This is a genomic window from Actinobacillus ureae ATCC 25976 (assembly GCF_000188255.1).
Taxonomy (GTDB): domain Bacteria; phylum Pseudomonadota; class Gammaproteobacteria; order Enterobacterales; family Pasteurellaceae; genus Actinobacillus; species Actinobacillus ureae.
The window spans coordinates 893,235-911,846 of the sequence record NZ_GL831080.1 but is presented as its reverse complement, the minus strand read 5'-3'; the positions used below and the strand labels follow the sequence as shown (position 1 = coordinate 911,846).

The following is an 18,612-nucleotide window of genomic DNA, read 5'->3' as shown; positions in this document are numbered from 1 at the left end:
TCAGATCAATTTGGGGGCTTTCGCATTAAAGTGAATGAATCAGATGGTCGATCATCAAACTGGCAATATCAATGCCGCTTGCCTGTTCAATCCCTTCTAACCCCGGGCTGGCATTCACTTCTAATACCAGCAATCCGCTATCAGAACGAATCAGATCGACACCCGCCACGCTAAGTCCGATTGCTTTTGCTGCTTTCACTGCAAGTTGTTGTTCCGCTTCAGTTAATGCTATCGTTTGAGCTTTACCACCTAAATGAATATTGGCTCGAAATTCCCCCTCATTACCGGAGCGCTGCATTGCCGCCACGACACGATCTCCAACTACAAGCGCTCGAATGTCCTGCCCTTTTGACTCTGCTACAAAATCTTGCAACAAATAAGCTAATTTCGCTTGCTGTAAAACAGCCAAAACACTTTGGGCGGTTTGTTGGCTCTCCGCTAACATTACTCCCACACCTTTCGAACCGGATAATGTTTTCGTTACTAACGGGAGCTGATGTTGGGTTAAATGCCCTTCTACCGAACACAGTTCACCGGCTAACGAACTTGCCGGCACAGCGATTTGTGCGGTAACCAAGGCTTGTAAACTTAGCCATTTATCTCTTGCCAAAGCGAAAGCAGTCGAATTATTTAATACTTTTACTTGCTTTGCTTCAAAATAGCGTAAAACCCGACAGCCCATTTCCGTACTGGTTGTGCCGAAACGAGGTAATACCGCATCATAATCGGGTAATAATTGCGGAAGCGCTCGATTTTTATCGTAAGTTTCACCTGTTTGATAATAGAGCTGCAAGACGGATTGACCTTGTTCCACCGCTAACTTTATCAACATTCGATTCGGGTCGAGAATATCCAAGCTGATTCCTCGCTGCTCGCAAGCTTGCTGCAAACGTTGGCAACTGTATAAACGAGGCTCTCGGCACAGCATCAAAAATCTCATCGTTTTAATAGCCCTTGTTGTTGGAAAAACGGTAACATATGCGGACGCACCGCTTTATTTAAGGTTTTATCGATCGCAGCCTGCCACTGTTGTCCTTCACCGGTTCTCTCCTGATAATAAGCGGTCAAAATTTCGTTATATTTTGCAAGTTCTGCTTGGCCTAACGGTTGATATTGATCTTCATAGCAAACTAATGCTGCCGGTAAGCGAGGTTTAAGTGCAGGATCTTGCGCCGGATAACCTAAACACATTCCGACTAGCGGCACACAATATTGCGGCAATCCTAACACTTCAGCCACTTTTGCTACATCATTGCGTAATGCCCCGATATACACACCGCCTAATCCGACTGATTCCGCTGCCAATAACACATTTTGAGCAAAAATGCCGGTATCTACCGCACCGATAACACTCACTTCCGCCCAATCTAACTGCGAATCCGGTACAAGCTGTTTATGTTTATGAAAATCAATGCAAAACACCAAAAACTCGGCACATTCAGTGACATATGCCATACCGGATACCTCACGCAGAGCTTGGCGTATGGTTTGATCTTTGACACGAATCACACTCACGCATTGCAAATGATTGGAGGTGGAGGCTTGCTGCCCTGCTTGGATTAAGTTTTGAAACAGTTCTTCCGAGATAGATTGTTCGGTAAATTTACGAATCGAACGATGAGAAAGAATAGTGTCTAAGGTTGGTTTGCTAATCATATTGCCTCCGATAAAAAATAAGCGGTCGAAATTACAAATTTTTTTGCAAATTTCACCGCTTGTTCTACAACTTTTCCAAATAATGACGACCGCCTAATGCCGTTACTTGGCGCATAATCCACGCCTGACGTTTACGCATGGTCGGCCCCGGTTTATTCACCCGAAACACTAACGGATTAGGTAACGAAGCGGCTAATAAAGCCGATTCTTGTAAAGTCAGATCTTTTGCACGTTTTTTAAAGAAGTGCTTTGCTGCTGCTTCTACGCCAAAGATACAGTCGCCAAATTCAGCAATGTTTAAGTACACTTCCAAAATACGGCGTTTGCCCCAAGTATTTTCCATCACGAAAGTTAGCGGCAATTCAATACCTTTTCGTAGCCAACTTTGTCCATGCCATAAAAACATATTTTTGACCGTTTGCTGAGAAATAGTGGAAGCACCTCGCACCTTTTTCGATTTAGCATTGCGCTGTAATGCAATTTCAATTGCTTGTAAATCAATACCGAAATGACTTTCGAATTTTTGATCTTCCGAAGCAATCACCGCCATCTGCATTTGCCAAGCGATTTTATCTAAACTGACCCAATCATATTGGATTTTATAATTATCACCGGCAATCAAATGCTCAACTTTTTTCTGCGCCATATAAGCGGAGAATGGCACGGGTAATACCGAAAAAATCATCAAAAACGTAACGAAAACACCACCAAGCCCCACCCCTAAACGGCTTGAGCTGAACCACAACCAACTGGCTTTCGAGCCAATCTCCTGCGGAATAAAAAACTTGATAAGTTTACGGCATAAGCGTTTGAGCAAACTAAACATTGTGACTGACTTTTTTTTTGCGTCTTCGTTTACGCTTTGCCATTAAGTTTCTCATTTAACCACTCAATAAATTGTGGCTCCAATGTTTTCAGCATATTAGAAGCGCGCGTAATGGTTGCGGCACTGGTATTCAAGTTTTGCTGAATTTCTCTTTGCGGCACTTCACCTTTTAATAACTCTGCAACAATTTGCACACGTAAGCCTAAAGAGTTGCGTTCGTCTGCAGTTAAAAATGAGGAAAAAAACTGTTCCAATTTATCTTCCGCTACCGCTTGCTGCAGTAAAATCATAAACTGTTGCCACTCTTGCGGATCTCGTTGACTATAAAGAATGTTCATTGAACCTCCAAAATAAGGAAAGCGGTCTGATTTTGGCAAAATTTTGCGAAAATAAAACCGCTAATATATAGATTATTTCTTAGATTTTTTACCGCCACGTTGGTCGTCTAACTCGGCACCTTTCGGTACGCTAAATTTGAACAAATCAGACGATACCCCGCCACCGGTAATGTTACGCAATACGTATAAATTACTCTGCCCGTCTCGTTCAATAGTACTAAAACCTTTTAACATACCGCTTTGATCGATACGCACATCAAACTGTTTTAAATTACTTTTTTTCGATTTCGGTTTTAATACGAAAGTATCCGCATTTTGCGTCACATCATACTGATCCCAGTGGCTTTTATCACTGCTGGTTAATAACACGAACGGCGTATTATTTACTGCATCTTGCACCGTATTCACCGTCACTTGTGACACAAACGGGTCGTAAAACCATAAATTCGCACCATCAGAAACAATTAAATTTTCTTGTGGTGATTTAGTATCCATACGGAACAGATTCGGGCGCTTCGCTTGGAATTTACCTTTACCCGATTGAATTTGTTTACCTTTGCTCGAACGTACCGTTTGATCAAAATCCGCACTATATTGGCTAACTTGCTCTAAACGTCGTTGCAATTCGGCAACTGACTGCGCATCAGCAAAAGCTGCGCCAGTCATAGAAACTAAGGCAAAACCTAATAATGATTGCTTAATTAATTTTTTCATTTTTTGTTCCTTCTATCAAAGAGAATCAAGTGCCTCTTTGACAACCTATTCTGTAAAAGTTTCACAAAGCTTCGTACTAGCATAACGATACAATAAAATAAGCCAAACACCAAGAAGCATTTGGCTTTTATTTTATTGATTAATTATTTTTCACAAAATTAATGCGCTTCGTCCCAGTTATCACCCACGCCGACTTCAGCAATTAAAGGCACTTTAAGCTGAATCGCTTTTTCCATTTCCGCTTTAATTAATTGGCTGTAGTGTTCCACTCGCTCTTCTTTCACTTCAAACACCAATTCATCATGCACTTGCATAATCATTTTGATATTTTCATCACCTCGAATTGCTTTATCAATGCCAATCATTGCGACTTTAATAATATCCGCTGCGGTACCTTGCATCGGCGCATTGATCGCCACACGTTCCGCCGCTTTACGGCGCATTGCATTACTGGATTTAATTTCCGGTAAATATAAACGTCTGCCGAAAAGTGTTTCCACATACCCTTTTTCACTCGCACTTTCACGAATATCGGTCATAAATTGTTGCACCGCCGGATAACGTTGGAAATAGCGTTCCATATATTTTTTCGCATCGGCACGTGAAATACCTAATTGGTTCGATAAACCGAATTCCGACATGCCATAAATTAGACCAAAGTTAATCGCTTTAGCACTACGGCGTTGCTCACTTGTTACTTGATCCAACGCTAAACCGAAAATTTCCGCTGCTGTTGCACGGTGAATATCTTTACCTTCAGCGAAGGCGATAATCATACCTTCATCATTTGCTAAATGCGCCATAATACGCAATTCGATTTGCGAATAGTCGGCTGCGACAATTTTATAGCCTTTATTCGTAATAAACGCTTGGCGAATGCGTCTGCCTTCCTCATTTCGGATCGGAATATTTTGTAAATTCGGATCGCTTGATGAAAGACGACCGGTCGCCGTTACCGCCTGATGATAAGAGGTATGTACTCGACCCGTTTTTTGATTAATCATCAACGGTAACTTATCGGTATACGTCGATTTCAACTTACTTAAACCACGATGTTCCATTAATAATTTCGGTACTAAATGCCCTCGCCCTGCTAGTTCATCCAAAACTTCTTCATTGGTGGAAGGCGCACCTTTCGGTGTTTTTTTCAGAACAGGCAAACCAAGTTTAGTAAACAAAATTTCCTGTAATTGTTTGGTAGAAGCAAGATTAAAGACTTCACCGGCTTCACTATGCACTAACTGTTCCAACTCAGCTAAACGCTGTTCAATTTCTGCCGATTGCGCCAGTAATTTTTCCGGTTCAATCAATACACCGTTACGCTCAATGCGAGAAAGCACTTCAACCAACGGCATTTCAATTTCATTAAACAACTTAACCAGTGTCGGCGCTTTATCTAATTCCGGCGCAAGCACTTGATGTAGTTTCATCGTCACATCCGCATCTTCCGCCGCATATTGTGAAGCGACATCAATCGCAATTTTATCGAATGTCAGCTGGTTTTTGCCTTTACCGGCAATTTCTTCAAACTCAATCGTTTTATGCCCTAAATAACGCTCCGCCAATTCGTCCATATTATGACGACCTGTGCTATTTAGCGTATAAGACTCCAGCATCGTGTCGAATGCAACACCCTCTACTTGCACTCCATGATTCGCAAAAATGGTCAGATCGTATTTAATGTTTTGCCCGATCTTTTTCACGTCCGCATTTTCTAATAACGGCTTAAGTTCGGTTACACAAGCGGTCAAATTTAACTGATTTTTTGCAAGTTCAAAACTTGTTATAGTTTCCGCTTCTGTCGGCTCGGCAAACAGATCGCTTTGCTGAGGCTCAAGTGTTACTTGTTCTTTGTGCGTTAATGGAATATAGCAGGCTTCGCCGTTAGCCAAACCGAATGAAATCCCAACTAAATTTGCCGACATAGAGTCCAAACTATCAGTTTCAGTATCCACCGCGACTAATTTTGCTTGGTTGATCTTTTCAATCCAACTCTGCAATTGCTCCATTGTGGTCACCGTTTCATATCGACTGCGATCAATATCTACTTTTGCAAAAGTTTGCTCGGTTTCGACCGCTTGTGATACCGAAGAAGTCGCTTGATAATTGTTAGGGATTTTTTCTGCTGAATTCTGCGTGACGGGGTTAGAGTCATTCATCACTTCATTCAGCCAACGCTTAAATTCATAACGCCCGAACAGCTCAACTAATTCGTCACGCTTTTGCGGTTGTACAACTAATTGTTCATGGGTGACTTCCAGTTCAACATCGGTCTTAATCGTGGCAAGCAAATAAGAGAGATCCGCAGCTTCTTTCTCCGCTTCTAATTTCGGTACCAGTGTTTTAGCACCACGGAATGAAAGCGTAGCCACTTGATCCAAATTCGCATAAATCTCTTTTAATGAGCCGATTCCTTGCAATAAGCCTAATGCGGTTTTCCCACCGACACCTTTTACTCCAGGAATATTATCCGAAACGTCGCCTTGCAATGCTAAATAATCAATGATCAGCTCCGGCGGAATGCCGTATTTCTCAATCACGCCTTCACGATCAAGCAAGGTATTGTTCATCGTGTTAATCAGCATGATGTGATCGTTCACCAGTTGTGCCATATCTTTATCGCCGGTACTGATTAACACATTTTTGCCATCATTCGCCGCCTGCACCGCGAGCGTACCTATCACGTCATCCGCTTCCACCCCCTCAATCGAAATTAACGGGATGCCTAACGCTTTAATAATCGTATGTAATGGCTGCACTTGCGCACGCAAGTTATCCGGCATCGGCGGACGGTGCGATTTATATTGCTCAAATAACTCATCACGGAAAGTTTTACCCTTAGCATCAAAAACCACCGCAATATGGCTCGGCTCAACCTGAGCAATCAAACTTTTCAGCATATTTAACACGCCATACATTGCTCCCGTCGGCTCACCATTTTTATTAGTCAGCGGCGGAAACGCATGAAACGCACGATAAAGATAAGAAGAACCGTCCACAAGAACGAGAGGATTTTGAGCAATTGTAGTCATTTTAACCTTTATTTTAGAAGTGAAAATTATTGTAATTATAGCGGATTCTTCTACTTAAATCTGAAGAAATCGATAACTTTTCGAGTTATATCGAAAAAATCACTTTTGCCGATTGAAGAATAAAAGGAAAAACTTATTCTCAATTTACCTGATTTAAAGATTTAAATTTGTATATACAGAGGTGAAAAATGCTGATAATCTCACATCAAATTTATTTAAAACTGATTCAGAAGCATGGACTTTCTGATCCGGAAACGGAAATTTTCGAAGCATTTTCAAATATAAACGGACAATTTTTAATTGATACTTGTGAAGAACATTTGAGTGATCCGCCAACAGAATGGTTTATTGCGGAGACCAATAGGGGAATAAAACTCAAAGTCTGTTTTATGCGAAAAAATAACGACATTTATATTCGAACAGCTTATTGCCCTAATGCGGAAGAAATTCGAATTTACGAGAAATATAAATAGAGGTAAGTATGAAAAATATTGAATAATGGGAAAACAGAGAACTTGGGCAAGATGAAAAATTTGTACAGCGTTCAACTCATACAACACCAGAAATGCTAGACGAATTACTTGCTTTACAGCCAATCTCAATTCGCTTATCTAAAGGTTTAATTCAAGATCTAAAAGATATCGCCCAACTTCACGGGCTAGGCTATCAACCTCTAATCAAACAAATCCTAACTCGTTTTGTTGAATCTGAAAAACGAATGTTAGCTAATGAAAAAATTCAAGAAGATCTAGCCAAATTGCATAACGCAGCCTAAACACAAGCGGTTACCCCCCCTTAAATTTTGCAAAATTTTCTGGAAATTTAACCGCTTGTCATAGAAAAAACTTTATGCCTGAATATAAGGATAGAAAGGCTTTCCCCAATCCAAATCATTATGATGTTGCATCATAATCTCTAACATAGCCGGAATAAAAGCAATCAAAATATCGCAGCCATCTCGTAACTGTTTCCGATTTGCCTTACTGTTAAACGTTGAACCGCCGTGTAAAATCTGATTTCGCAACGTATATAAACGACGGAACAATACATCTAACAATCGTTCGGTATTCTGCTTTTCTAAAGAAGAAAGTAATTTTTCTCGTTCCTTCATCTCTTCAACACGATACTCTTTTTCCGTGATTTTTTGGTTATGAAAATCCCAAAACGTCTGAAAAATATATTGATTATCCGTTAGCATACGAATTGAATTAGAAAACTTCTTCCAGATAATGTTATAAATAACTTTCTCATCATCATACAGACAGATACGTAAAAGAAATTCATTAAAGGTTGCTCTATCTCTCGCAATATCATCTAAATCTCGAGCATACGCCGCATTAAATGCGATCCATAAAGCGATAAATTGCGTATCTAAATCTTCCGCTACACTCGCTTTTTTCAGCCAACTAAGCGAACGATGAATACGCAAACGGAAATTATCGTTATATTTATCTCGACAGTTTTTATAATCAATTTCTAATTTAAAAAGTACCGACATTTTCTTTTCCTAATTAAATATATATCTAAGTTACGTGAAGACCATCTAAATTTAATAGTACAAAAAAGCAGACAGTTGCCTACTTTTTCTATAGAGATTGTTCAGAATAATCAAATTCCACATTAACTTTTCTATCTTTAATCGTTAAAGTAAGTTTTCTCCAATCTTTATTCTCTTCATTTTTCATTAATATATGAAGCTCATCTAATAATGGTTCAACTTTATTTTGCAACTGAGCAAAATTTGTAGGAGGAGCCTTCTTACCTTGAATATCAAAGCCTGCACTAAATGACGACCATTCTTCATCAGTAATAATTAATTTATAAATCAATTCTGCAGAATCATAATTTGTAGGTGCTGATTGATGTAAATACTTTGAAATAGAATTTAAAATTTCGTTCTTATTAAGCATATTGAGCCTCTCTAGGTGCATTTTTTCTAGTAATTGCTGTAATATTTGTATTTCCATTAACATCAACAACAACTTTGGTTACTCTTACTTGATCAGGACGAGATGAGGCATTGTTATAAATCAGCTCCACTGTAACATTAACAGCGTTTCCTTTTCTTAAGTCATCTCTTATACCATTTTCTATGGTTTTATATTCCTCCATATTAAAGTTACCATTTTGAGGGAACAAATTGATTTTATCAGAGGTTCCCCCAAAGAATGGGCTTGAATATGTCCGCCATGATCTCCCTCTTTTCCTAGTTTACCAACCTCAGATGTATTCTTGCTATCTTTGAAAGAACGTTTATCTTCAACAATGAAAGGGATAAATTCCTTTTTTACTACACGCCCTTTATCATCAGATTCATAAAGATTCCCATTTCCCATACTATAAATAGTATTGGGAGCTAACTCACCATTAATTACATCTTTAGCTTGCTCTATTGGCAACGTTTTGACATCAATAATGGTTTTCTTTATTTCATTTTCTAAATTCTCATCATTCAGCTCTACTGACTCATCTAAATCCAAATCAAAACTTGTAGATTCAATTTCTGAATTTCCTTTTTCTACTAATGCCAAGTTCTGTCTATTTTCAACAGCATATAATGGCGGTAACTCTTGTACCTTAGGTAAAGGTTTAACTTCCCAATCGCTATTTGACTCAAGAGGAAAATCTTTTTTTAATATCTCAAGCGAATCATTTTTTGTTAATTTATCTGCCTGAGAAAAATGCTCAGACGATGAAAATTTTTCCAACATAACTACCCCTATGCAAGATGAGAAAAATGTTGTTGTAGTTCAACGGATAATTCAGGTAATGCCTCTTTACACTGCTGTTGAATAATTCGCTCATAAAGGTCAATTAAGTAAGACTCGTCTTGAGCTAATAATGCTGGAACAGCTTCTTTCAACAAATCGCACACTTCATTTAAATAGCGTTTGTAATCTGTTGGCAAATGAGATTTCTCAATACTTTGCAAAATTTCTGTATAATCCAACCGCCTACGTTCAGCTAATTTTTCCTTAAACAATAAATCAGTTAAATGCTTTTTAAATTGAGAATCAACATTAGACTTAACCTGTTCTGGCTCTACAAACAATTTTTCATCAGCTAGGAAATGTGCAACTTGGCACAAAATTGGCTCTAACCAGTCATTTTGATAAACTACCGCAACACCTTTTGGCAATTTTGCAATCTCGGCTAACTGTTCGTCCGTTACACCAGCAGACTTTCCGGCTAAACGGCGATCTTCTTCATCAGGTAAACCCATAATAATCTTAGTATTTGTATTACGGATCGCTGAAATATCTACCGCACCTGGTGACTGATCCGCAATAATAAAGCCCTCGCCATAAGTCCGCATTTCAGCAATCGCATTAGAAAGCATTTCTACGGCTTTACCTGCCACATTTGAACCTTCCGAGCTTTGTTCGGTTGACGTGCGTTTTAAAATATTATGAGCTTCTTCCAATACAGTAACGTGTTTAAGCACTTGATTCATTCCATTATCTGAACTCATACGATATTCACTCAAACGCATTACCAAAATACCCATAATTAAGGATTTAGTTTCTTGCGAACTTACACGACTTAAATCTACGACCACATTTTCATCAAAGAGTAAGCTATTATCGATTTCATCGCTAGTAAAAATCTGCCCATGCAAACCATTCGTTAGCGATTTAACACGCATAACTAATGAACCTTGGTAATTACTTTTCACTTCTTAAGAAAATGTCGAACGATCAAGCACGGTTTCAAGTTGTTGAAATAAGTCTGCAAAGGTTGGGAATAATTTGGGATATTTATTTTCTGAAGTCGTTAAATCCCAACCGCTTTCTTGATAGGCATCCAACATTGCTTCTTTTAATACCGTAGGCATTGCTGCATACATAGGCCAACAGACGTTAAAAATTTCGACCAAGCGGTCGATATGTTCTAAAACGTGAACATCTTCAGGAAACTTAAATGGATTAATGCGTAATAGTTTTGTTTTCTTCGGATTTGTACCGAAAACTTTTACATCATCACGATGCCCAAACACATTTTTATATTCACCTTTGGCTGGCTCAATCACCATAAATTTTATATCATTACGATTTAGCTCATTCAACAACTGATAAATCGCATTACTTTTACCAGAACCGGTCGAACCAGTAACAAAAATATGTCCAGCCAATTGTTGTAGATCCAACACCACATCTTGAGCAGTTTTTTGCCATAAATGACGAATTTTGCCTAGTTTTACCGTACTATCTGATGCTTCAATCACTCCATTAACTGACTGAATACGGCGACCAAAAGATTCTGTTTCCACTACTGACACCGTTGAGGTCGAACGACGAGGTAAACTCAACTGAATAGCCATTTCTTTGCCTGAAACAAGTGTGGCTGGCGTAAGATAATTAATGCCCATATTTCTAGCATTTTCATCCATTAAACGTGGATGCGTTAAATTAGCTAACCAAGGCAATAAAATTTTGCTTTTATCAGCTTGCCAAGTCGTTAGGGCAAAATCTTCACTATTGGAATTATTTCCACGCATTAGCCCTAAAAAAATACTTGCTAATGCACGAGAAGAAGCAGAACCTTCACTCATAAAATAGGCTGCAGTTTGCCACCCCCCATAACGTTGTGCTTCTTCTACACGTTCAAGTTGATGATCCACTCGTTTAATGAGCTGCTCAACACTTTTATTAAGCATTTCAAGCATAATTTGACGATTTGAACCAATGCTATTATTTACCGATTGATTTTGGTTTGTACTATATGAATCCGTTCTGCTTGCACTTTTACTTTCAGAATAAGAACTTCCTGTTGTTTTACCTATCGATTCCGAATAGGCTTTCCCTACCGTATTTGAATGACTACTTGTACTACTTTGACTCTCATTAAATGCACTACCAATAAGTCCACCGAATTGAGTACCTAAAGCCATTCACAGCGATCCCATTGACGAACCGATTCCCGCCCCAATCAAAGTAGAACCAATCATACCGATCTTACTCATCGTGGTAGGCGATGAAGAACTAAAAGAGTTTGATTCCGTTTTACTTTCATTGGTACCAAACGTAGAAGTATTGGTTGTACTTTCATTCGTTCCTTTTGTTTCCGTCAAACTTAAGCTTTTACCGAAAGACTTACTGATACTTTCTCCAATACTCAATCCAATACTTTCACTTTCATTTTCTCCAAAGGAAAGTGTTTGCTTTAAGAGTGGAGAAAGTTGAGTGGCTACGCCTTCATAGCCGCGTTGAATAAGTTGTAATTGTTGGGCGGAAATCGGTTCTGCCAAAATTAAGGCTTGATATGGTTTACCTTCCGCAGCATCAATAAAATGCTCCAAACCAGCATAAAATGTTCACGATCATCTACTGACAATGACGGCACGCCCGATACTGCTGTTACCCGACGGTGTTAGTTGGTTTTCTGTTTGGCGAAGTCCGAACATTAAACTTCAATTTCATTACCGTTAATAGAACTTAACTGACTACCCGAAAAATGCCCCTTAAACACTTGTTCCAATAATTTTCCTGCTTCATGACCAGCTGTTTGTTTTGGCTGTCCACGCACACCTAAAAAGACATCAGTTTCCTTTCCGCTGCTTTTTAACAGCAAGAATACAGCATAACCTGCCGAACCTAATGCGGTATAAGCAGCGGTTAAACTCTCCAAGGCAGATTGTTTATTTTCTAAAACAATTCGCTCAACCTTGCAGATACGAACATCTGTGCCGTAACTGATTTACTCAGACTGAGTAAGCATCATTGGTACATTTTGAGCTAAAGTTGCTAAATAGCTTTTATTTAATAAATGCTGACCGCTAATAAGAGAAGCTAAAGCAGTTTGACGAATTTGGTTAGGGGGTTGAGACACTAATTGGGTAGTCATTTTTACATCCTATTTAAAAACCGCAAATAAAACTGCAGCGACGGCAAGCACCGCACCACCAACCATCATTACCGTTTTCACAAAGCTGTTTTCTTCCGGTGAGTATAATGTTTCCGGTTTAGATTGACCTTCTTGGTAAGTTGAACGTACTTGCGATTGCTGTTGCGAAGATGATTGTTGTGTTTGTGATGAAGTTTGCTGTGTTGCACTTGCTTCCATATGTGAAGCTTGTTGCGTACTTGAAGCCGTAGTAGTCGCCTTTTCCACTTTAATTTGCTGAAATTGGCTATCGCCACGTTTCATTAACGTTTCACGCACATTAGCCAAATACAACAAGCGAGCTAACGAGAAGTTTTTATTCAGATAAACCTGTTGTAAATTGAAATAATCACTGTTCCAATTCGCTTCATTATTATTGTCCATTGCTTGAACAAAGGCATTTTCTTCTGCCTCAAACACCTCAATTCTATGATGATGAACATACCAAATTGATTTAAACAACTCTTCCAAATTTAAGCGACGATTATTTAACATCGACATTAAATAACTACGAATTTTGCTTAAATCTCCTTCACTTAAAAATTGCGAAAGTTTTTCATTTGGTTTGAAACCTGCTAAATCAGGTTTTGCAAAATTTTCTTGTTTTTCCACCACTTGTACCGTCTCTATTTTGGTTTCAGGTTTAACATTAGCCACTGAAACAGCAGAATTTTCAACCGCACTTTCTACACTAGAAACAGGATTTTTCGCTTGCAGGAATTTTTTACGGCAATGAGATGCAATACTAATTCTTTGGAAAAATTCCACTCTAAATCTCTTGCTTTATTATTAAAATATCCTTCGTTCCAACGATGTTCGTGTTCATCAATAGTTACCATTGTGTTTAATGGTTCAAATAAATCTTGCGGTAATTCAGCGAATGCTTTTTCGTTTTCTAAAAACGGGACTTGCCCGTTTTTTAAATTTTGAATAAAAGTTTGTTTCATTATTTATCCCTTATAAAGCTAATACTTCGTCTAATTCCGCTTTAAATACATTAATACGAGCAAGTTTTTCTTTTGCTTCTGTTGCCAATTTCTCAATTTGGGCTTTATCCGCTGTTTTCGCTTGCAAGTCGGCAATAATTGCTTTGAATTTCACATCAAATTCTTTTTCCATAAAATTCTTGAATGCAAGTGCGTATGCTTCGGTATCATCTTGCTCTTTTTGAGCTGCTGCTTGCGTTAATTGATTGAAATAGTGGCTAATTTCGAATTCACGATTTTCCCAAAGTGCATCTGCATCAACATATTCAGTTCGTTTTTCTACATCTTCATACACATCAACTTCACGATCTTCATAAAAATTCACCGTTTTAGCCCCCCAAGAGAAGGGATTCCACCATTTGGATGTACTAACCTCTCTTGTACCTACCTTAACTGATTTCCAAGTAGTTCCTGTTTTTACCCTCTCAGTTGTAACTCTTTCTTGGATTTCTCCTGAATCTAGACCTAACCCTGTTATCGTTGCGATATTACCAACTTGAGTTTTTAAGCTATCCAATACTGGCAATGGAATACCATCTAATCCTTCAAATAAATCTTTGACATAGTCATTGAAGACTTTGCCTAATTTATCTTGTGTGATTTCTTGTGCTTCTAAAATCACATTCTCTAGACTATTGATTAAGCGGCTAGATTCAAAATTGATGTTTTCGGTTAACATCTTAATTTTTCTTTCTGCTTGTTTTGGTGTTAGCTCATCACCTGAACCAATAAACTCATCTTGGAAACGGAAGATTTTTTGGCGAATTTCGCCCTCTGCTTCATCAATTTTGCTAATTGCTTTGCTTGGATAAAGTGATTTTTTGTCTTTAATCACCGTATCCATTTTCGCTTGTGCTTTTGCAAAGTGATCTTTATTTGCCACTAGTTTTTTAAGTTGCATTTCTATTGCTTCTGCATCCTTTGAATGTTTTTCTAATTCAATCGCCAAATTATTTTCATCGCTACTGATACGAATTGCTTCACTTAATGCTTGATAAGCACGATTCACACGGTTAGGAAGATTATATTTATCAATATATTCATCAATCATTGACTCAATCGCTGGTAAGCCTGAATGTGCTAAAACCTCAGGTAATGCTTTCGCTTCTAAATTACGGCGAGTGGAAGACGTTAATGGCATATATTGCACTAAGTCCATTGTTGGTTCTCCATTGAAGAGATCTTCCATTGCGGCTAAATCACCACGTTCTTTATGAGTAAGTAAATCTGGGGTTTCCGCACGTTTACGTAATAAACGAGTAAGATTTGCTGAAACAGAATAAATCAGTGGGTTTTCAATACCATTATTTTTCAGGTATTCAGTTACTCGTCCAAGAGCAGCTTCTACATTTTCTCCAGCTTCTGGGTCAAAGGCATCCATTTTGTTTACCACAAAAATAAAGCTAATTTTTAATGAGTGTAATATATAGAACAACAAGCGGTTAAATCCCCTTTAAATTTTGCAAAATTTTCTGGAAATTTAACCGCTTGTTTAATAATTAGCTTTAGCCTTTGGCTAAAATCTCTTTTAAGAATCTTGCCGTGTGCGAGCGCTTGTCTTTCGCTACTTCTTCCGGTGTGCCGGTTGCAATAATTTGTCCGCCGCCTGAGCCGCCTTCAGGGCCTAAATCCACAATCCAGTCGGCAGTTTTAATCACATCTAAATTATGCTCGATCACCACAATTGTATTGCCTTGGTCACGCAATTTGTGTAACACCGAAAGTAACTGTTTAATATCGGCAAAATGCAAACCGGTGGTCGGTTCGTCTAAGATATACAGCGTTTTGCCGGTATCACGTTTGGAAAGCTCGGTCGCCAATTTAACTCGCTGTGCTTCACCACCGGAAAGCGTAGTCGAAGACTGTCCTAAACGAATATACGATAAACCAACATCCATTAACGTCTGTAATTTACGGGCAATCGCCGGTACCGGTGCAAAAAATTCTCTCGCCTCTTCCACCGTCATATCCAGTACTTGATGAATCGTTTTGCCTTTGTAACGGATTTCCAAGGTTTCTCGGTTATAACGTTTACCTTTACAGTGATCACACGGCACATACACATCCGGTAGGAAGTGCATTTCCACTTTAATCACGCCATCACCTTGACAGGCTTCACAACGTCCGCCTCGCACGTTAAAACTAAAGCGTCCGACATTATAGCCTCTCGCTCTTGCTTCTTGTGTGCCGGCAAATAATTCACGAATCGGCGTAAATAAACCGGTATAAGTTGCCGGATTTGAACGAGGTGTACGTCCAATCGGGCTTTGGTCGATATCAATCACTTTGTCGAAATGCGATAAGCCGTCAATCGATTCATAAGGTGCAACATCAGTACGTTCCGCACGATTTAACGCATTTTGTGTTAACGGGAACAAGGTATCATTGATTAAGGTCGATTTACCCGAACCCGACACACCGGTAATACAAGTAAATAAGCCAACCGGAATATCCAACTGTACTTGTTTTAAGTTATTACCGCTTGCACCTTTTAGCGTCAGCAATTTGCTAGTGTCATAAGCCACTCGTTTTGCTGGGATTTCAATCTTCTGCTTACCTGAAAGGAATTGTCCAGTAATCGAATCTTCCACCTGCATAATTTCTTCCGCTGTACCTTGCGCGATCACTTGTCCGCCGTGTACACCCGCTCCTGGGCCGATATCGACAATATGATCCGCAGCACGGATCGCATCTTCATCATGCTCCACTACAATCACGGTATTACCCAAATTACGCAGATGAATTAAGGTATTTAATAAACGTTCGTTATCACGTTGGTGCAAACCGATAGACGGCTCATCAAGCACATACATCACTCCCACTAAACCCGCACCGATTTGGCTAGCTAAACGGATACGCTGTGCTTCACCACCGGATAAAGTTTCCGCCGAACGAGAAAGTGATAGGTAATTCAAGCCGACATTGACCAAGAACTGCAAACGTTCACAAATTTCTTTTAAAATTTTCTCCGCAATCTTCGCTTTTTGTCCTGCAAGATCTAACTGTTCAAAAAACTCTAACGCTTCGCCGATCGATTTCTCCGATACCATCGGCAAATTAGTTTTATCTAAAAATACATAGCGTGCTTCACGACGTAAGCGAGAACCTTCACACTCCAAACACGGGCGATTATTGATATATTTCGCTAACTCTTCGCGCACCGAATTTGACTCGGTTTCTTTATAACGGCGAGCCATATTATTTAACACGCCTTCAAAGGTATGTTTGCGTTTTACTTTATCGCCACGATCATTGACATAAACAAATTCAATTTCGTCTTTTGAACCGTTCAGAATAATTTCACGTTGTTTTTTAGTCAGCTCTTTAAATGGCGTATCCAGTGAAAAATCATAATGATCCGCTACCGATTTCAGCAAACCGAAATAGTAAAAGCTCCGGCGATCCCATCCTTTAATCGCACCGCTTGCTAATGATACATCCGGGTTTTGAACCACTTTATTCGGATCAAAATACTGCTCTACCCCTAAACCATCACAGGTTGGGCAAGCACCGGCAGGATTATTAAATGAGAACAAACGAGGCTCTAATTCGTGCAACGAATAGCCGCAATGCGGACAAGCGAAACTGGACGAAAACACGATTCCTTCCGCACTCGGATCATCCATATCGGCAATAATTGCAGTCGAACCGGATAAATCCAATGCCGTTTCAAAAGACTCCGCTAAACGTGTTGCAATATCACTTCTCACTTTAAAGCGGTCGACTACCACTTCAATCGTGTGCTTTTTCTGTAATTCCAATGCCGGCGGATCAGATAAATCACAAATTTCGCCGTCAATTCTGGCTCGGATATAGCCAGAAGCGGTCAAATTTTCCAATAATTTTACGTGTTCGCCTTTACGATCTTTAACCACCGGTGCAAGTAACATCAAACGCTTGCCTTCCGGCTCTTCCATTACTCTATCCACCATTTGTGAAATGGTTTGTGCCGCCAGCGGTAAATCGTGATCAGGACAACGAGGCTCACCGACACGAGCAAACAATAGACGTAAGTAGTCGTGGATTTCGGTTACCGTCCCAACCGTGGAACGAGGGTTATGCGAAGTGGATTTTTGCTCAATAGAAATTGCCGGTGAAAGCCCTTCAATATGGTCAACATCCGGTTTTTCCATCAATGAAAGGAATTGGCGCGCATAGGCGGAAAGAGATTCGACATAGCGACGTTGCCCTTCCGCATATAGCGTATCGAAAGCTAAGGAAGACTTACCCGAACCGGATAAGCCGGTAATTACAATAAATTTATCTCGGGGGAGAATTAAGTTGATATTTTTAAGGTTGTGGGTTCTCGCACCACGAACATCAATGTACTGCATAATCGATTGCTCTCACTAAAAAATGTTTTTTATTATCGCATATTTTAAGTAACTGTACAAAATATCAGTTTTAGTGCGTGCATTTTTTTGAATTTCGGGTAGAATATCGCACAAAATTTTACAGCACTTAATCAATTCACAGAGGATTTTATGGCAGGTATTAATAAAGTTATCATCGTGGGCAATTTAGGTAACGATCCTGAAATGCGCACCATGCCAAATGGCGAAGCGGTTGCAAATATTAGCGTAGCAACCAGTGAAAGTTGGACAGATAAAAATACGGGCGAACGCCGTGAAGTAACCGAATGGCACCGTATTGTCTTCTACCGTCGCCAAGCGGAAGTTGCCGGTCAATACTTACGTAAAGGCTCACAAGTCTATGTTGAAGGCCGTTTAAAAACACGTAAATGGCAAGATCAAAACGGTCAAGATCGTTACACCACCGAAATTCAAGGTGATGTATTACAAATGTTAGGTGGACGTAACCAAGGTGGCGATTTCGGCGGCAATCAAGGCGGTTGGGGAAATTCAGCACCGGCACCACAACAAAGTTACAACCAAGGTAACAGCGGTTACGGCTACGATCAAACAGCAAGCCGTCCTGCTCCGCAAGCTGCAAAACCAGCTCAAGCAGAACCACCAATGGATAACTTCGACGACGATATTCCGTTCTAAACACAAGCGGTTAATTTTCATCGAATATTTACAAATAAAAAACGGAAGCCTTACTTCCGTTTTTTTATTTAGGTTAAAGAATTTAGCGTGCAAGGCTTGCAAAATTTGGGATAGTGGACAAAATTGAGTCTACAAAGTGGGTTAAAACCTTGTACTATAAGGCTTTAA

21 protein-coding genes and 1 pseudogene are annotated in these 18,612 nt (G+C 39.5%); 3 read left to right on the top strand and 19 right to left on the bottom strand.

Going from position 1 to position 18,612, the window contains the following annotated elements; all coding sequences use genetic code 11:
- Positions 1–25: 25 nt before the first annotated feature.
- The 6 genes from HMPREF0027_RS04435 to polA all read right to left on the bottom strand — a co-directional run bounded on the left by HMPREF0027_RS04435 (position 26) and on the right by polA (position 6,566).
- On the bottom strand, positions 26–940 hold the full coding sequence (locus tag HMPREF0027_RS04435; protein WP_005622559.1) for an ATP-grasp domain-containing protein: 915 nt from the start codon (positions 938–940) through the stop codon (positions 26–28).
- Positions 937–1,656: an oxygen-insensitive NADPH nitroreductase gene (nfsA, locus tag HMPREF0027_RS04430; RefSeq protein ID WP_005622558.1), complete on the bottom strand. Its 720-nt coding sequence runs from the start codon at positions 1,654–1,656 to the stop codon at positions 937–939. Before nfsA ends, HMPREF0027_RS04435 begins: the two co-directional genes overlap by 4 nt.
- Positions 1,657–1,720: 64 nt before the next feature.
- Positions 1,721–2,482, bottom strand: a complete 762-nt coding sequence (mtgA, locus tag HMPREF0027_RS04425) for a monofunctional biosynthetic peptidoglycan transglycosylase (RefSeq protein ID WP_005622557.1) — start codon at positions 2,480–2,482, stop codon at positions 1,721–1,723.
- Between the two features lie 29 nt (positions 2,483–2,511).
- Positions 2,512–2,820 (bottom strand): trp operon repressor, encoded by a 309-nt coding sequence (gene trpR, locus HMPREF0027_RS04420; protein ID WP_005622556.1) that lies wholly within the window; start codon positions 2,818–2,820, stop codon positions 2,512–2,514.
- 72 nt (positions 2,821–2,892) lie between these two features.
- Positions 2,893–3,534: an outer membrane lipoprotein periplasmic chaperone LolA gene (gene lolA, locus HMPREF0027_RS04415; RefSeq protein WP_005622555.1), complete on the bottom strand. Its 642-nt coding sequence runs from the start codon at positions 3,532–3,534 to the stop codon at positions 2,893–2,895.
- A 158-nt stretch (positions 3,535–3,692) separates the two neighbouring features.
- Positions 3,693–6,566 (bottom strand): DNA polymerase I, encoded by a 2,874-nt coding sequence (gene polA / locus HMPREF0027_RS04410; protein ID WP_005622554.1) that lies wholly within the window; start codon positions 6,564–6,566, stop codon positions 3,693–3,695.
- Between the two features lie 188 nt (positions 6,567–6,754).
- Here polA and HMPREF0027_RS04405 point away from each other — a divergent pair, with 188 nt between their 5' ends.
- Together HMPREF0027_RS04405 and HMPREF0027_RS04400 are read left to right on the top strand one after the other, a co-directional pair.
- Positions 6,755–7,039 (top strand): hypothetical protein, encoded by a 285-nt coding sequence (locus tag HMPREF0027_RS04405; RefSeq protein ID WP_005622553.1) that lies wholly within the window; start codon positions 6,755–6,757, stop codon positions 7,037–7,039.
- A gap of 8 nt (positions 7,040–7,047) precedes the next feature.
- Positions 7,048–7,341, top strand: a pseudogene (locus HMPREF0027_RS04400) (hypothetical protein).
- Between the two features lie 72 nt (positions 7,342–7,413).
- On the opposite strand, the gene HMPREF0027_RS04395 reads toward HMPREF0027_RS04400, so the two are convergent.
- The 13 genes from HMPREF0027_RS04395 to uvrA form a co-directional block, all read right to left on the bottom strand.
- Positions 7,414–8,064 (bottom strand): HEPN domain-containing protein, encoded by a 651-nt coding sequence (locus tag HMPREF0027_RS04395; protein ID WP_005622551.1) that lies wholly within the window; start codon positions 8,062–8,064, stop codon positions 7,414–7,416.
- An 88-nt stretch (positions 8,065–8,152) separates the two neighbouring features.
- Positions 8,153–8,476, bottom strand: coding sequence for an immunity protein YezG family protein (locus tag HMPREF0027_RS04390; RefSeq protein WP_005622550.1), 324 nt, complete (start codon positions 8,474–8,476; stop codon positions 8,153–8,155).
- The gene (locus tag HMPREF0027_RS04385) at positions 8,469–8,678 is read right to left on the bottom strand and encodes a hypothetical protein (RefSeq protein WP_005622548.1); all 210 of its coding nucleotides are present in this window, start codon (positions 8,676–8,678) and stop codon (positions 8,469–8,471) included. The genes HMPREF0027_RS04390 and HMPREF0027_RS04385 overlap by 8 nt, the downstream gene beginning before the upstream one ends.
- On the bottom strand, positions 8,657–9,277 hold the full coding sequence (locus tag HMPREF0027_RS04380; RefSeq protein ID WP_005622547.1) for a DNA/RNA non-specific endonuclease: 621 nt from the start codon (positions 9,275–9,277) through the stop codon (positions 8,657–8,659). The genes HMPREF0027_RS04385 and HMPREF0027_RS04380 overlap by 22 nt, the downstream gene beginning before the upstream one ends.
- Positions 9,278–9,285: 8 nt before the next feature.
- A complete protein-coding gene (locus HMPREF0027_RS11335) occupies positions 9,286–10,242 on the bottom strand; it encodes an ATP-binding protein (protein WP_155812102.1) in 957 nt (318 codons plus the stop codon).
- A 3-nt stretch (positions 10,243–10,245) separates the two neighbouring features.
- Positions 10,246–11,457, bottom strand: a complete 1,212-nt coding sequence (locus tag HMPREF0027_RS11330) for an ATPase, T2SS/T4P/T4SS family (protein WP_005622545.1) — start codon at positions 11,455–11,457, stop codon at positions 10,246–10,248.
- Positions 11,458–11,865: a hypothetical protein gene (locus HMPREF0027_RS11325; protein WP_005622544.1), complete on the bottom strand. Its 408-nt coding sequence runs from the start codon at positions 11,863–11,865 to the stop codon at positions 11,458–11,460.
- 104 nt (positions 11,866–11,969) lie between these two features.
- Entirely contained in the window at positions 11,970–12,194 is a 225-nt protein-coding gene (locus HMPREF0027_RS11320) for a hypothetical protein (protein WP_005622543.1), read from the bottom strand.
- A 69-nt stretch (positions 12,195–12,263) separates the two neighbouring features.
- Entirely contained in the window at positions 12,264–12,410 is a 147-nt protein-coding gene (locus HMPREF0027_RS11940; protein ID WP_005622542.1) for a hypothetical protein, read from the bottom strand.
- 9 nt (positions 12,411–12,419) lie between these two features.
- Positions 12,420–13,106 carry a hypothetical protein gene (locus tag HMPREF0027_RS04370; protein WP_044024281.1) on the bottom strand — a complete coding sequence of 229 codons (687 nt, stop codon included), beginning with the start codon at positions 13,104–13,106 and terminating at the stop codon, positions 12,420–12,422.
- Positions 13,107–13,135: 29 nt separating this feature from the next.
- Positions 13,136–13,396 (bottom strand): hypothetical protein, encoded by a 261-nt coding sequence (locus HMPREF0027_RS04365; protein WP_044024280.1) that lies wholly within the window; start codon positions 13,394–13,396, stop codon positions 13,136–13,138.
- Between the two features lie 10 nt (positions 13,397–13,406).
- Entirely contained in the window at positions 13,407–14,816 is a 1,410-nt protein-coding gene (locus HMPREF0027_RS04360) for a hypothetical protein (protein WP_052301765.1), read from the bottom strand.
- 124 nt (positions 14,817–14,940) lie between these two features.
- Positions 14,941–17,769: an excinuclease ABC subunit UvrA gene (gene uvrA, locus HMPREF0027_RS04355; protein WP_005622537.1), complete on the bottom strand. Its 2,829-nt coding sequence runs from the start codon at positions 17,767–17,769 to the stop codon at positions 14,941–14,943.
- 150 nt (positions 17,770–17,919) lie between these two features.
- Between uvrA and HMPREF0027_RS04350 the strand changes: the two genes are divergently transcribed.
- Positions 17,920–18,444, top strand: a complete 525-nt coding sequence (locus HMPREF0027_RS04350) for a single-stranded DNA-binding protein (RefSeq protein ID WP_005622535.1) — start codon at positions 17,920–17,922, stop codon at positions 18,442–18,444.
- Positions 18,445–18,612 lie beyond the last annotated feature (168 nt).